We start from the raw sequence: 13,685 nt of genomic DNA on the forward strand, positions 1-13,685 counted from the left end.
GCAGGTCAGGGCAGTGGGGCGCCGGTCTCGAGCAGCGTCTTCAGGCTGGACAGCAGCGCGGGCCAACCCTGGCTACACATCTCCCGTGCCGTGCTGCCGGTGTCGAACCCGTCGTGAAGCACGGTCAGCTTGACCATTTCCCCGTGCGGTTCGATGGTGAACGTGACTTTCGTCCGGCTCTCACCCTGCAGTTTCGAAAGCGTTTCCTCGTCGATGCCGTTGGCTTTCGCCCAATCCGCCGTGAAAGTGTGCCAGGTGTAGGAGAGCCGTCGGAACGGTTCCGATTCCAGCACGACCTGCTCGGGGCCGGCGGTTTTCGCGCCGCTTTCGACCCACGTCATCGGCGAGCCCTTTTTCCAGTCGGTTTCGAAGGAGACGCCCCAGTACTGGCTCGTGAACGCCGGATCGGTAAGCGCTTGCCAGAGCTTCTCCGGGGTCGTGTTGATGTAGGTGGTGTACGCGAAATCGTTCATCGGTGTGGACTCCAGTGCTCGTTTCAGGTCGGCCAGCGCGCCGGCCCGCCGCCGGTCGTAGCGGGTCATCCAGCGCTCGGCGATCGCGTTGATCGGCGCCGCGTCGAGGTGGTGCAGCTTCTCCCGGCCGCGCCGGGTGGTGGTGATCAGCCCGGCCGCCTCGAGCACGGCCAGGTGCTTGCTGACCGACTGGCGGGCCATGTCCAGCCCCGCGCACAGCTCGCGCAGGGTCTGGCCGTTTCGCTCGTTGAGGACGTCCAGCAGCTGCCGACGGCTGGGGTCGGCCAGCGCCTTGAAGACCTCGTCCATGACGCGACGATAGGCAGCCAGATGGCTGCATGTCAACCGGGGATCACCGGAAGCGGATCACCGTGACGCTCGCGAGGACGAAGAACACGAGGATGACCAGCGTGCTGGTCTGCCCGCCGGACGAGCGGGTCACGACCTGGTCGACGGCGCCGGTCAGCCGCACCCCGCACTCGGCGACCACGGTGTGCTGACCGGCCTCGATGCGGGTGAACTCGACCGGCGCGGTGAAGGAACCCGTGCTGTCGGTGTAGGCGGTGCCGACCTCGTTGCCGCCGGACATCAGCGTCACCATCCGGCTCGGCCGGCAGCCCTTGCCGGACGCCGAGAGCGTCTCGCCCGGCTTGATGCTCGGCCGGTCGAGCACCAGTTCGCCGGGCTTCGGCGCCGTGCTGGACGTGGTGGGGACACCGGGAGTGACCGGCGGAGTCGTGGTGGGTGGCGTGCTCGTGGCCGGCGGCGGGGTGGTGGTCGGGGTGGCCGGGGTCGTCGTGGTGCCGGGCCGGGCGGGCCGGGTGGTCACCGGCGGGGGCGGCGTGGTCGTCACCGGCGGCGGGGGTGTGGTGGTGGGGGTGCCGGTGACGACGAAGGTGCCGCCGGCGGTCTGCTTCTGGCTCGTGCACGTCGCGGTCACCGTGTAGGAGCCCGGCTTCGCGTCGGCGGGCGCGGCGGTGGGGAACTGCCCGCTGACCGCGGGGGCGACCTTCGTGCCGAGGAGCGTGCCCGCCCAGAAGAAATTGATGGCCCGGCAGGCGGGGAAACCGTTCCAGGAAATGGTGAATGAACTGCCCGCAGGTCCGGTCGACGGTTTCAAACCAACCGACGGTGGAACTTGTGCGTTACCCGTGTTCGCCGTCGCCAGCAAAAGCAACGTTCCGGCCACGGCGCCGAAAAACAGCCGAACCACGAATCGCATTGGGACGTCCCTCCCCGGTGTGTGCTCGCTGTAGCATTCCAGGCCAGTCGATAACGCAAGTAGGGGATGCCCAATGGGACGTGTCATCGCGGCGGGGGTTGCGTTGGGTTTGTGCGCGGTGCTGCTGGGCGCTCCACCGGCGTCGGCGGAGTCCGCGCCGCTGCGGCTGCAGGTGTCGATCGACCAGCGGCCGATCGAGGACGCCACGATCCCGATCGACCCGGCGAACCAGGTCGAGCTGCAGGTGGTGGCGACCAACTCCGGCACCGCGCCGGTGAAGGTCCGCAGTGTCCGGCTCTCGGGCGTCGCGCTCGCGCTGACGTTCTTCGCCTACGACACGACCGCGCCCTTCGAGGTGCCGGCCCGCGGGTCGGTGTCCCGGACGTTCGTCCTCGACCTCGGTGACCTGGCGGGGCAGGCGACCGGGCTGCTGCCGTCGTCGGTCGAGCTGCTGGACGCCGGGCGCGTCACACTGGGCGAAGCGACGACGGTCGCCGACGTCCGCGGCTCCTTCTGGTCGGTTTACGGCGTCTTCGGCCTGGCGATGCTCGTGCTGACGATCCTGGCGTGGGTGACGGCGCTGCTCGCGCTGGCCCGGCACCGGCTGGCGCCCAACCGCTGGCGCCGCGGCGTGCGGTTCCTGCCCGCCGGGTTCGGCACCGGCCTGGTCGCGGTGATCAGCCTGTCGGTGCTGCGCCTGGTCCCGCCCGAGCCGGCGATCGAGATCCCGGTGGTGCTCGGCACGGCGGCGATCGCGTTCCTGCTCGGCTACCTGACCCCGCACCCGGCGCCGCCGTCGGTGACCGAGAGTGACAAGACGGTGCAGCTGCCGGTCCCGTCCACGCAAGAATTCACCCGATGAGCGCACCGGCCGAGCTGGTCGCCGCCCTGCCGCAGTACGACATCGGGGAGTCGATCGGCGAAGGCGGCATGGGCGTCGTGTTCGCCGGCGTGCACCGGACGCTGGGCCGCAGCGTCGCGATCAAGCAGCTGCCGTGGGACGTGCTCAACCACGCGGCGAGCAGCGAGCTGTTCGACCGCGAGGCCCGGGTGCTGGCGAGCCTGGACCACCCGCACATCGTGCCGGTGTACGACTACGTCCGCACCGGCCGCGAGCACCTGCTGGTGATGGAGCGGCTCGACGGCGGGACGGTGCACAGCCGGTTCCACGGCGGTGGTGTCAGCGGCGAGCAGGCGTGCGCGATCGGGCTGGCGATGCTGGCCGGGCTCCACGCGGCGCACCGGGCGGGCGTGCTGCACCTGGACGTGAAGCCGCGGAACCTGCTGTTCAGCACGCAGGGCGTGGTGAAGGTGGCTGACTTCGGCATCGCGCGGGTGATCAGCGAGGGCGCCACGTTGGTGACGCATGGTGGCGAGATCCTCGGAACACCGGCGTACATCGCCCCGGAGCAGGCCATGGGCAACGCGCTGAGCCCGGCGGCGGACGTGTACGCGGCGGGGACGGTGCTGTACGAGCTGCTGTCGGGCCGCCTGCCGTTCGACAACACCCGCGGCGCGATCAGCATGATGCGCCAGCACATGTTCACCGACCCCCAGCCGATTTCCGGGGTGCCGGCGCCGATCGCCGGGGTGGTGATGCGCAGCCTGGCCCGCGAGCTGGAGGCGAGGTACCGGGAGGCGGAGTCGTTCGCGGCGGACCTCGCCGCGGCGGCGACGGTGGTGTACGGCCCGGGGTGGCTGGAGCGGTCCGGGGTACCGGTGCTGCACTTGACGCCCCGGGTGATCGGTGGCCTGAACTCGGCGACGGCACCGTCGCCACCGGTGGAAGCCCGGACGCGCCCGGTGGCACGGCCGCAGACGCCGGATCCGACGCTCGTGGGCGCACCGAGCAACCCGCCGCCCAATCCGCCGCCGAAGCCGGACTCGTCGGCTGCTGTCCTCTGGCTGCGGTTGGCGGCCGCCGCGGCCGCCGTCGTGCTCGTTGTGCTCGCCCTGCTCAACCCCGCGCAGCTGCCGCACCCGGCGGCGGGCGCCTTGGACCTCGGGGGTTCCTCCCTCGCCGCTCCCGTCGAAGTGGATCTCAGCAAGCCGCTCGTCCTGACCGGGCCCGGGAACCCTGGCCGTGTTGTGCTGGACCTCTCCGCCGCCGGGATTCCGCTCGGGTCCGCTGCCACCGAGGCCAAGCCCGATGGCAATGGCTTCACCGCCGAGCTCACCCTTCCGGGGGTCGCGCGGTGGATTGTCGGGGGTGCCGTCACCGCCGACGTGCGGACCGGCACGGCCACGCAGACCTTCACCCTGCGCACCAGCCAGCACCCGCTGGCCAGCGCCATGGGTGCGGGCAGTCTCATCCTGGCCTTGTTCGCCCTCGCCTACCTCGAATCGGGGCTGCGGACGATCCGCAGCGGCCACCGCTGGCGGGGTGCCGCTGCCGGCGGGCCCGTGCTGGGTCTGCTGTTCGGTGCCGCGGTGTGGCTGTGCGTGTCCGTGCTCCGGGTGCACGAGCCGGCGGCGGGGTTCGGAGCCGGGTGTGCCGTGGCCGGGGCCCTTGCGGCCGGGCTGGTCGTCGCGGCGGCGCGGCGCCGGGCGTCCACTGTGGTCAGTCGACCATCCGGACGGTGACGTGCGGGCTGTAGCTCTTGCGCCGGCTCCAGCCGTGTTCGGCGCACAGGCTCAGCTGGATCGCGCGGTCGGCCGGCGCCCAGTACCCGGTGCGGACGAAGTAGCCCTCCATCGTGTTGAGCGCGCCGAGGCTCTTGCGGGCCGAGCACATTTCCCAGCCCCACTGGCGCCCGGTCTTCTCGACGCCGTTGCGGCGCACGGAGATCCGCGGGTTGCCGACGGCGCGGATGTCGGTGTCGCCCTCGGTGACGTAGACGACGCCGTCGATCTTGTAGAACCGGTTGTTGTCCAGGAGGGACACCTGCCCGGACAGAGTGACCCCGACCCGGGCGCCTTCCTCGCCCGTGAGCGTCCAATCGAGACAGTATTCCTGGACCGGGAGTTCCAGCGACTGGGTCATGACGAGTTTCCCCTGTTCTCACTGAGCGTCCCTTTCAGAAGATAGGGATTTTCCGGACGTCCGGAAGGCCCCGGCGGGATCTTCACCCGAAGCGGTTCGACGTCGGATGCCTTGCCGCGCATGGGTTTTCAGGCGATGGGGTGACGGGAAACACGGCAGGCCGCCGGCTGGGTGGTCTTCACCGCCGATCGTCACTGTGCGTGATCGCAAGGTAAAGGAACGATTACCTTCGCCGGGACGTTGGCCGGGCATGAACGAGCCCACTGTCATCGAGCTCGGCCCGCGCGACCTGCTTGTCGTCGCGGGGCTGCCTGGAGCGGGCAAGACGACCATGCTGCGGCACGCCGCCGTCGGGTTGCCCGTGCTGGACTCCGACCAGGTGCGGGAGAGACTCGGGGCGGTGGTTCCGGCTGTGCCGTACCGGTGGTACCGGCCGGTCGTGCACGCGTGGCACCGGCTGCGGATCGTCCGGCACGCGCTCGGTGAGAACGGGCCGGTCGTGGTTCACGAGCCTTCGACGCGGGCTTCGACCAGGGCTTTGCTCGCGTTGGTCGGGGTGTTGAGCGGGCGGTCGGTGCGGTTGCTCTTCCTGGACGTGCCGGCGGAGGTCGCGCTGGCCGGGCAGGTGAGCCGGGGGCGGGTGGTGCGGGCTCGGTCCTTTGCCCGGCATGTTCGGCGGGTGGGGAAGTGGCGGGAGGAGCTGCTGGCCGATCAGGTTCCGCTGGGGTGGCGGAGTGTTCAGGTTGTTGATCGGCCGCGGGCTGCTCGGACTCGGCTGGTGGCCAAGTTGCTGGTGGGGGTTTCGTGATTTTCGGTGACCCGGGCTTTTCGTTGGTGGTGTTGACCTGGGATTTTGTTCTCTCCACCGACCCGGCGCCCGATTGTTCAACGGCCGTCACGCCGCGTCAAGGCGGGAAAGCGTGCCTTGACCCGGCGTGACGGCCGCTGATGCGGCTGCGTATCGGGTCGGCAGGGGGGTGTGGCCGGGGGCTTTGCCTTGCGCTCGCCCTTGGTCGCAACCCCTTCTTTTTGGTCTGGACAACTTGCGTATTGGTCCAGACAATGGGGCTCTCCCTGACTGGAGGACCCGATGAGGCGTTCCCGGCTGTTCCTTACCCTTGCCGCCCTCGTGCTTGGCCTTTCCGGGGTGCTTGCCGCCCCTGCGCAGGCTGCCAACCTTCTCGCCAATCCCGGCTTCGAAGCCGGCTCGCTCTCCGGCTGGACCTGCGGCAACGCCGCCGCCGTGACCACTCCCGTCCACTCCGGCGGCTATGCCCTCGCCGCTACGCCCGTTGGCTCTGATTACGCTCAGTGCTCGCAGGTCGTCTCCGTTCAGCCCAACTCCAGCTACTCCGTCTCCGCCTGGGTGCGGGGGAACCCCGTCTACCTCGGGATCGCCGGTGGTCCCTCGACGTGGTCCGGCAATGCGAACTACAACCAGCTCCAGCTCACCTTCACCACCGGTAACCAGACCTCCGTCCAGGTCTACCTCCATGGCTGGTACGGCGCCGGTACCTACTACGCCGACGACGTCGTCCTCGGCGGTCCTGGTGGCACCACCCCCGGCGCTCCGACCTCCCCCGGTGCGCCGCGGATCACCGCCGTCACGAACAACTCCCTCACCCTCGGCTGGGGTGCCGGCTCCGGCTCCGTCACCGGGTACCGCGTCTACGAAGGTGCCGCCGTCGTCGCCACTGTGAGCGGGACGACCGCGACCATTGGTGGCCTTGCCGCCTGCACTACTCACAGCTACTCCGTTGTCGCCTACAACGGTGCCGGTGAGTCGCCCAAGAGTGCCGTTGTCACCGGGAGTACCAGTGGCTGTGTCGATACCGGGCTGCCCAAGCACGCTCTCGTCGGCTACCTGCACTCCAGCTTTGCCAACGGCTCCGGCTATGTCCGGCTGGCCGACGTCCCCGCCGCCTGGGATGTCATCGATCTCGCCTTCGGGGAACCCACCTCCGTCACCTCCGGGGACATCCGCTTCACCCGGTGTCCCGTCGCCGAATGCCCGAACGTCGAAAGCGATGCCGACTTCGTCGCCGCCATCAAGGCCAAGCAAGCTCAGGGCAAGAAGGTGCTCATCTCCATCGGTGGGCAAAACGGCCAGGTCCAGCTCACCACCGCCGCCGCGCGGGACAAGTTCGTCAGCTCCGTCTCCGCCATCATCGACAAGTACGGCCTCAACGGCCTCGACGTCGACTTCGAAGGCCACTCGCTTTCGCTCGACGCCGGGGACACCGACTTCCGGAACCCGACCACGTCCGTCGTCGTCAACCTCATCTCCGCGCTCAAGGCGCTCAAGGCGAAGTACGGCTCGTCCTTCGTGCTCACCATGGCTCCGGAGACCTTCTTCGTGCAGGTGGGGCACCAGTTCTACGGTGGCTCCGGCGCCGGGGACGCGCGGACCGGCGCCTACCTCCCTGTCATCCACGCGCTGCGGGACTCGCTCACCCTGCTGCACGTCCAGGACTACAACTCCGGGCCCGTCATGGGACTCGACAACCAGTACCACACCATGGGCGGCCCGGACTTCCACATCGCGATGACCGACATGCTCAAAGCCGGCTTCAGCGTCGCCAACACCGGGCTGTTCTTCCCCGGCCTGCGTCCCGACCAGATCGCCGTCGGGCTGCCCGCCGCCGTCAGCGCCGGCAACGGTTACACGTCTCCCGCTGACGTCCAAACCGCGGTGAACTGCCTGGTCAAGGGCAGTGGGTGTGGCTCCTACACGCTGCGCGGGGGCACGTCGCCCGCGCTCCGCGGGCTGATGACGTGGTCGATCAACTGGGACAAGTACTACAACTGGGAGTTCCAGAACAGCCACGAACCGTTCCTGAACGCCCTTCCCTGACGTTGGACAGTGTGCTCCGCCGCCCGGGTGGGGCACACTGTCCGACGTGGTCAAACCGGCGCAAGGCGAGTCCGTCCTGAGCCGTGTCGTCCGCATCTTCGAAACCTTCGGGCCGGACACGCCCGCCTTGCGCGTCACCGACATCGCGCGAAAAGCCGGCCTGCCCGTCGCCACCGCGTCTCGGCTGGTCGAAGAACTCGTCGGGCACGGCTGGCTGCGGCGCGATCCCGACCGGCGGATCCGCGTCGGCGTCCGGCTCTGGGAACTCGCCTCCCGCGCGTCGCCGACGCTCGGGCTGCGGGAAGCCGCGCTGCCCTTCATGGAAGACCTCCACGCCGTTGTCGGGCACCACACCCAGCTCGCCGTGCTGGAAGACCGCGAGGTCCTGTTCGTCGAACGGCTCTCGGCACCCGGCGCCGTCGTCAACGTGACGCGGGTGGCCGGGCGGCTGCCGCTGCACGCGTCGTCCTCCGGGCTGGTGCTGCTCGCCCACGCCCCCGCCGACCTGCAGGAACGGGTGCTCGCCGGCCCGCTCGAGGCCTTCCGGCGCACCACGCTGACCGAGCCGGCGCGGCTGCGCCGGTTCCTCGCCGACGTCCGGCGCAACGGCTACGCCTTCTGCGCCGGCTTCATCGACGAAGAGACCACGGGCATCGCCGTTCCGCTGCGGGGGCCCGCCGGCGACGTCGTCGCCGCGCTGTCGGTGATCGTGCCCAACGACCGGGGCGCGCGGATGCAGATCCCGGCGCTGCGGGCCGCCGCGCGCGGGATTTCGCGGGCGATGGGGAATCTCTCTCACTGAATGAGAATGTCCTGGTGGTCAGCATGGCCGCCGATCCATGCTCGGGGCCCTGCCGCGGGAAAGGACATCCTCCAGTGCGTACCCAGGTCGTCATCGTCGGCGCCGGCCCGGCCGGGCTGCTGCTGTCCCACCTGCTCGGCCTCGAAGGCATCGACTCCGTGCTGCTCGAACGGCAGACCGCGGAGTACGTCCAGGCGCGCATCCGCGCCGGCATCCTCGAGGCCGGCACCGTCCAGCTGCTCCGGGACGTCGGCCTCGGCGCCCGGCTCGACGTCGAGGGCATGGAGCACCGCGGCATCTACCTCCAGTGGCCGGAAAACCGGCACCACGTCGACTTCACCGGCCTCATCGGACGGTCGGTGACCGTCTACGGCCAGACCGAGGTCACCAAGGACCTGATGGCGGCGCGGGAAAAGGCGGGCCACCCGGCGTACTACTCGGCTTCCGACGTCACCCTGCACGACGTCACCGGGCAGCCGTCGGTGACCTTTGTGGACGCCGACGGCGTCGCGCGGCGGATCGACGCGGACGTCGTCGTCGGCTGCGACGGCTTCCACGGGCCGAGCCGGGCCTCGATCCCCGAGCCGCAGGTCTGGGAACGGGCCTACCCGTTCGCGTGGCTGGGCGTGCTGGCCGACGTCGCGCCGTCGACCGACGAGCTGATCTACGCCTGGCACCCGGACGGCTTCGCGATGCACAGCATGCGCTCGCCGCGGGTCAGCCGGTTCTACCTGCAGGTCGCGCCGGACGAGGACCTCGCTCAGTGGAGCGACGACCGGATCTGGACGGCGCTGTCCGAGCGGCTCGGCGTCCCGGGGTGGACGCTGCGGACCGGGACCATCACGGAGAAGAGCGTGCTCCCGATGCGCAGCTTCGTGACGACCCCGATGCGGCACGGAAACCTCTACCTGGCCGGCGACGCGGCGCACATCGTGCCGCCGACCGGGGCGAAGGGACTGAACCTGGCCGTCGCCGACGTCTCGCTGCTGGCGAAGGCGCTGACGGCGTCGTTCCGCGGCGACGACCGGCTCGTGGACGCCTACTCGGAGACGGCGTTGCGGCGGGTCTGGCGCTGCACGCACTTCTCGTGGTGGATGACGTCCATGCTGCACCGCCACGGCGACGGCTTCGACGCCCAGCTCCAGCTCTCCCAGCTCCACCGCACGGTGACGTCGGCGGCCGCGAAGACCGAGCTGGCCGAGAACTACGCCGGCCTGCCCCTGTAGACCACCGGCAGCCGGGCGGTGAACGTCGACCCGGCGTCCACTTCGGACTCGGCGACCACCGTGCCGCCGTGGGCCTGCACGAGGTGGCGCACGATGGCGAGGCCGAGCCCGCTGCCACCGGTCTGGCGGCTGCGGGACTTCTCGGCCCGCCAGAACCGGTCGAACACGTGCGGCAGGTCCTCGGCGGCGATGCCGGTGCCGGTGTCGGCCACAGCGAGCGTCACCTCGTCCGCGGTGGCCGACACGCGGATCGTCACGCGGCCGCCGGGCGGCGTGTGCCGGATCGCGTTCGTCACCAGGTTGCCGACGACCTGGCGCAGCCGCACCGGATCGGCCTCCAGCGCGCAGTCGCCGGTGGCGGCGGTGGTGTCTACGGTGAGCGTGACCCCGGCCGCGGCGGCCCGGTCGGCGTGCGCCGCGGCGACGTGGCCGGCCAGCTCCGCCGCGTCGAGGGGCTCCGGGTGCAGGCGCAGCTGCCCGGCGTCGGCCGCGGCGAGGTCCTGCAGGTCGTCGACGATGTGCTGGAGCAGCACGGTCTCTTCGAGCAGCGACGCGGTCAGCGCCCGGTCGAACGGGAGGTGCCCGTCCTCGGCGGCCTCCAGCCGGCCGCGGATGACGTTGAGCGGGTTGCGCAGCTCGTGGGCGATGTCGCTGACCATCGCCTTCCGCTGCTCCTCGATGCGTTCGCGCCGCGCGGTGAGGTCGTTGAACGCGGCGGCGAGGTAACCGACCTCGTCGCGGGACTTCACCGGCGCCGGCCGGTCTTGCTGCGCCGCCTCGGTCAGCGCCCGCAGCGGGCGGGACAGCCGCCGCGCGACGAGCGTCGTGAGCGCGACGGCCAGGAGCAGCACGCCGCCGGTCACCGCGAGGATCCGGGTGAGGTTCTCCCGCGACAGCGTGAACGTCGGCAGCGGTGATCCGCCGGGGCCGAGCGTGAACAGCAACGCGGGCGGCGCCACGTACGGCGTGAGCTGTTCGCGGCGGGCCGCGTCGAGGCAGCCCTCGATCGGCCGCTGCTCGGCGACGCCGAGGACTTCCAGGTCGAGGCCCAGTTTCACCGGCTCGGCACCCTGGTTCTGCAGGCAGCGGTTGACGGCCTCGTTCAGGCCGGTGAGCGCGGTCTGCTCGGTCGGTGTCGGTTCGGCCAGCTCGAAGAGCAGGCACTTGCCCGCGTAGTAGCGGGCCGTGAGCGGGTCGAGGCCGGTGAGCAGCGGCCGCCCGCTCGGCGAGTCGCGCACCTGGCTGGGCAGGCCGATCGAGGCGAGACAGGCGGACGCCTTCGTGGCCAGGTTGGACAGGTGCGCGCGTTCGGACGGCGGCAGCCTGAACGGGCCGGCCGCGCGCGGGTCGATGCCGCTCGTCCCGGCCTCGGGCAGCAGCACCGGGTCGACGTGCAGCGGGTCGACCGACGCGGTCGCCTTGACCGGCAGGGTGACCGGCGCGCCGCCGGAGTCGCCGAGGACGCGGCGGTCGAGCGTGGTCAGCACGACCCGGCGGCCGGTCTGCTCCGACAGCGCCCGCAGCCGGGGGCCGACCTGGTCCCACGTGTGGTTCGCCGCGGCGAAGCCGAGCAGCTCGGTGTAGATCGTCGCGTCGCCGGAGAGGGCCTGGCCCTGCTCCTGCTGGATCGCGCGGGTGGTGGTCTGTACCGCAAGCCAGGTGGTCGCCGCGATGGAGGCGAGGGCGATCAGCAGCGAGACGGCGGTGAGCCGGACGACGAGACTGCGTCGCCGCGGAAAGCTACGGGGCATCTTCGGGGGTGAGCTTGTAGCCGACGCCGAAGACGGTCCGCAGGTAGACGGGGTTCTGCGGGTCGGGCTCGAGCTTCTTGCGCAGGTTGAGCACGTGGACGTCGATGATCCGGGTGCTGACGAACCGGTCGTCGCCGCGGGTGAGCTCGAGCAGCTGACGGCGGGTGAACACCCGGCCCGGCTGCCGGATCAGCGTCTCCAGCAGCTGGAACTCGCCCGGCGTCGTGTCGACCGGCCGGCCGCCGACCGACACCTCGTGCCGTACCGGGTCGAGCCGCAGCTCACCCGCGCGCAACGCGGTGTCGGGCGGTTCGCGGCGCGACACGGTGCGCCGCAGCAGCGTCCGGACCCGCGCCATCAGCTCGCGCGGGCTGTAGGGCTTGGTGAGGTAGTCGTCGGCGCCGAGATCGAGGCCGAGGAGCAGGTCGTCCTCGGTGGCGCGGGCGGTGAGCATCAGCACCGCGACGTCGGACTCCTGCCGCAGGATCCGGCAGACGTCGAGGCCGTCGACCTTCGGCATCATCACGTCGAGGACCAGCAGGTCGGGCCGGTCGCGCCGGGCCTCGTCGAGCGCCGCCCGGCCGTCGGCGGCCAGCACCACGGTGTGGCCTTCGCTTTCGAGGTAGAGCCGGAGCACCTCGGCCTGCTTCTCGTCGTCCTCGGCGACCAGTACACGTGCGCACACGGCGTCGAGGGTAGGCGTCCTGACACCGTTCCCACCGCATCCTGACCGGATCTTCACACCTTGGCGCCGGCCCAGGCCCGGACGACGTCGTCCAGCACCTTCAGCGGCAGCTTCCCGCTGCCCAGCACGACGCCGTGGAACTCCTTGAGGTCGAAGGCGTCGCCGAGCCGCTCTTCCGCGAACCGGCGCAGGCGCTGGATCTCCCGACGGCCGGTCAGGTAGGCCAGGGCCTGGCCGGGCTCTTCGATGTACCGGTCCACCTCGGACTGCACCTCGACCTCGGAAAGCACGGTGTGCGCACGCAGGAACCCGACGCACCGCTGCCGCGTCCAGCCCAGCGCGTTCAGGCCGGTGTCGGCCACCAGCCGGGCGGCGCGGACCGAGTCCTCGGCGACCATGCCGAGCCGCATCAGATCGCTGGAGAACAGGCCCATTTCGTCCGCGAGCCGCTCGGTGTAGAGCGCCCAGCCTTCGTCGTAGGCGGTGATCAGCGCGATCCGCCGCAGCTGCGGCAGCCCGGGCAGCTCCAGGGCCAGCGACTCCGCGAAGTGGTGGCCGGGCACGGCTTCGTGGAACGCGACGGTTTCGGCGATGAACCGGTCGCGGGTGTGCACTTCGTGCGTGTTGGTGAAGTAGACACCCGGCCGCGAGCCGTCGAGCGCGGGCGGCAGGTAGTACGCCGCCGCGGCGACCGGCGCTTCGGCCTCCGGCACGGCTTTCACCACGCACTCGGCCTTCGGCACCCGCGGAAACCAGTCCGGCGCGGCGGCGGTCGCGCGGGCGACGGCGCTCCGGGCGGTTTCGAGCATCTCCGCGGCGTCCCGCCAACGGAGGCTTTCGTCGCTGCGCAGCCGCTGGCGCACCTCGGCCGGGTCGGTCAGCCCGAACACGCGGCCGCCGAGTTCGGCGTACTCGGCTTCGAGCTCCGCGAGCACGTCCCGGCCCAGCTGGTGGAGTTCCGCCGGGGTGTGGTCCGTGGTGGTGTGCATGCGCGCCAGGGCGGCGTAGTGCGCTTCGCCGTCTTCGAGCCAGCAGAGGCCGGATTGGTCGTCGGACCGGCCGTGCCCGGCGACTTCGGTGGCGAGGAACTCGCGGTAGCGGGCCAGCGCCGGCCGCACTGTGCCGGCGACCAGTTCGTCGCGGCGCGCACCGAGCTGCTGGGGGAAGGGGGTGTCCTGCCCGAGGAACCGGTCGAGGAAGCCGATCGCGTTCTGTGCCATGCGGTCGACGGGCGTCCGTCCGGCGCGCTGGCGTTCGGCGAGAGCGCCGTAGAAGGCGGGGAAGGCGGCGAGCCGGGTCAGGAAATCTTCCTCGGCGCGCGGGCCGGCGGGCTCGAGCTGGGGCAGGAAGGCCAGGTGGGACATGCCGACGGCGTACAGCGGATCGGCGAGCGTGAACTCGACGACGCGGGTGTCGATCCGGGTGATCAGGGCTTCCGCTTGCTGGACGACGACACCCAGCGTGATCTTGTCGGGATCGGCCGAGGCTCGGGCTCGTTCGAGGATGCCGGCGGCTTCCGCGCGCAGCCGTGCGTGGCCGGCTTCGCTCGGGTCGGGGAGTATGTGGTCGTACCCGGGAACGCCGACGTAGGTCGCTTCGAGCGGGGACCAGGTGGCCAGGACGTGGAGGAGTTCGTCGGCGAGGGGCATCTCTTCATGGTGCCGGAAACGAACCGGGCCGGGAGCGGAA

12 protein-coding genes are annotated in these 13,685 nt (G+C 70.9%); 6 read left to right on the top strand and 6 right to left on the bottom strand.

Annotated elements, in window-relative coordinates; translation table 11 throughout:
- Nucleotides 1–5: 5 nt before the first annotated feature.
- Together I4Q55_RS28035 and I4Q55_RS49415 are read right to left on the bottom strand one after the other, a co-directional pair.
- Nucleotides 6–782 (bottom strand): metalloregulator ArsR/SmtB family transcription factor, encoded by a 777-nt coding sequence (locus I4Q55_RS28035; protein ID WP_206791757.1) that lies wholly within the window; start codon nt 780–782, stop codon nt 6–8.
- Between the two features lie 43 nt (nt 783–825).
- A complete protein-coding gene (locus tag I4Q55_RS49415; RefSeq protein ID WP_242546871.1) occupies nt 826–1,593 on the bottom strand; it encodes a hypothetical protein in 768 nt (255 codons plus the stop codon).
- Between the two features lie 175 nt (nt 1,594–1,768).
- Between I4Q55_RS49415 and I4Q55_RS28045 the strand changes: the two genes are divergently transcribed.
- Nucleotides 1,769–2,557 (top strand): hypothetical protein, encoded by a 789-nt coding sequence (locus I4Q55_RS28045; protein ID WP_206791758.1) that lies wholly within the window; start codon nt 1,769–1,771, stop codon nt 2,555–2,557.
- Nucleotides 2,554–4,278, top strand: coding sequence for a serine/threonine-protein kinase (locus I4Q55_RS28050; RefSeq protein ID WP_206791760.1), 1,725 nt, complete (start codon nt 2,554–2,556; stop codon nt 4,276–4,278). The genes I4Q55_RS28045 and I4Q55_RS28050 overlap by 4 nt, the downstream gene beginning before the upstream one ends.
- Here the strand turns inward: I4Q55_RS28050 and I4Q55_RS28055 are convergent.
- Nucleotides 4,256–4,678, bottom strand: a complete 423-nt coding sequence (locus tag I4Q55_RS28055) for a hypothetical protein (RefSeq protein WP_206791761.1) — start codon at nt 4,676–4,678, stop codon at nt 4,256–4,258. The genes I4Q55_RS28050 and I4Q55_RS28055 overlap by 23 nt on opposite strands.
- Before the next feature lie 250 nt (nt 4,679–4,928).
- Between I4Q55_RS28055 and I4Q55_RS28060 the strand changes: the two genes are divergently transcribed.
- The 4 genes from I4Q55_RS28060 (at nt 4,929) to I4Q55_RS28075 (ending at nt 9,560) form a co-directional block, all read left to right on the top strand.
- The gene (locus I4Q55_RS28060) at nt 4,929–5,486 is read left to right on the top strand and encodes an AAA family ATPase (RefSeq protein ID WP_206791767.1); all 558 of its coding nucleotides are present in this window, start codon (nt 4,929–4,931) and stop codon (nt 5,484–5,486) included.
- A 282-nt stretch (nt 5,487–5,768) separates the two neighbouring features.
- Nucleotides 5,769–7,532, top strand: a complete 1,764-nt coding sequence (locus tag I4Q55_RS28065) for a chitinase (RefSeq protein ID WP_206791768.1) — start codon at nt 5,769–5,771, stop codon at nt 7,530–7,532.
- 46 nt (nt 7,533–7,578) lie between these two features.
- On the top strand, nt 7,579–8,334 hold the full coding sequence (locus I4Q55_RS28070; protein WP_206791769.1) for an IclR family transcriptional regulator: 756 nt from the start codon (nt 7,579–7,581) through the stop codon (nt 8,332–8,334).
- Between the two features lie 74 nt (nt 8,335–8,408).
- A complete protein-coding gene (locus I4Q55_RS28075; RefSeq protein WP_206791770.1) occupies nt 8,409–9,560 on the top strand; it encodes a 4-hydroxybenzoate 3-monooxygenase in 1,152 nt (383 codons plus the stop codon).
- On the opposite strand, the gene I4Q55_RS28080 is transcribed toward I4Q55_RS28075, so the two are convergent.
- From I4Q55_RS28080 to I4Q55_RS28090, 3 genes are read right to left on the bottom strand one after another with little or no spacing between them, the layout of a single operon-like run.
- Complete coding sequence (locus I4Q55_RS28080) at nt 9,539–11,311, bottom strand: cell wall metabolism sensor histidine kinase WalK (RefSeq protein WP_206791771.1); 1,773 nt, start codon at nt 11,309–11,311, stop codon at nt 9,539–9,541. The two genes, I4Q55_RS28075 and I4Q55_RS28080, sit on opposite strands and share 22 nt — an antisense overlap.
- Complete coding sequence (locus tag I4Q55_RS28085) at nt 11,301–11,996, bottom strand: response regulator transcription factor (RefSeq protein WP_206791772.1); 696 nt, start codon at nt 11,994–11,996, stop codon at nt 11,301–11,303. The genes I4Q55_RS28080 and I4Q55_RS28085 overlap by 11 nt, the downstream gene beginning before the upstream one ends.
- Before the next feature lie 53 nt (nt 11,997–12,049).
- Complete coding sequence (locus I4Q55_RS28090) at nt 12,050–13,645, bottom strand: DUF885 family protein (RefSeq protein WP_206791773.1); 1,596 nt, start codon at nt 13,643–13,645, stop codon at nt 12,050–12,052.
- Between the last annotated feature and the right edge of the window lie 40 nt (nt 13,646–13,685).

This window comes from Amycolatopsis sp. MtRt-6 (assembly GCF_017308975.1).
GTDB lineage: Bacteria > Actinomycetota > Actinomycetes > Mycobacteriales > Pseudonocardiaceae > Amycolatopsis.

Excerpts from the sequence above, each read along its gene's own strand:
- I4Q55_RS28035 (WP_206791757.1), bottom strand. The coding sequence starts at position 782 with ATGGACGAGGTCTTCAAGGCGCTGGCCGACCCCAGCCGTCGGCAGCTG.
- I4Q55_RS28045 (WP_206791758.1), top strand. The coding sequence starts at position 1,769 with ATGGGACGTGTCATCGCGGCGGGGGTTGCGTTGGGTTTGTGCGCGGTG.
- I4Q55_RS28050 (WP_206791760.1), top strand. The coding sequence starts at position 2,554 with ATGAGCGCACCGGCCGAGCTGGTCGCCGCCCTGCCGCAGTACGACATC.
- I4Q55_RS28055 (WP_206791761.1), bottom strand. The coding sequence starts at position 4,678 with ATGACCCAGTCGCTGGAACTCCCGGTCCAGGAATACTGTCTCGATTGG.
- I4Q55_RS28060 (WP_206791767.1), top strand. The coding sequence starts at position 4,929 with ATGAACGAGCCCACTGTCATCGAGCTCGGCCCGCGCGACCTGCTTGTC.
- I4Q55_RS28065 (WP_206791768.1), top strand. The coding sequence starts at position 5,769 with ATGAGGCGTTCCCGGCTGTTCCTTACCCTTGCCGCCCTCGTGCTTGGC.
- I4Q55_RS28080 (WP_206791771.1), bottom strand. The coding sequence starts at position 11,311 with ATGCCCCGTAGCTTTCCGCGGCGACGCAGTCTCGTCGTCCGGCTCACC.
- I4Q55_RS28090 (WP_206791773.1), bottom strand. The coding sequence starts at position 13,645 with ATGCCCCTCGCCGACGAACTCCTCCACGTCCTGGCCACCTGGTCCCCG.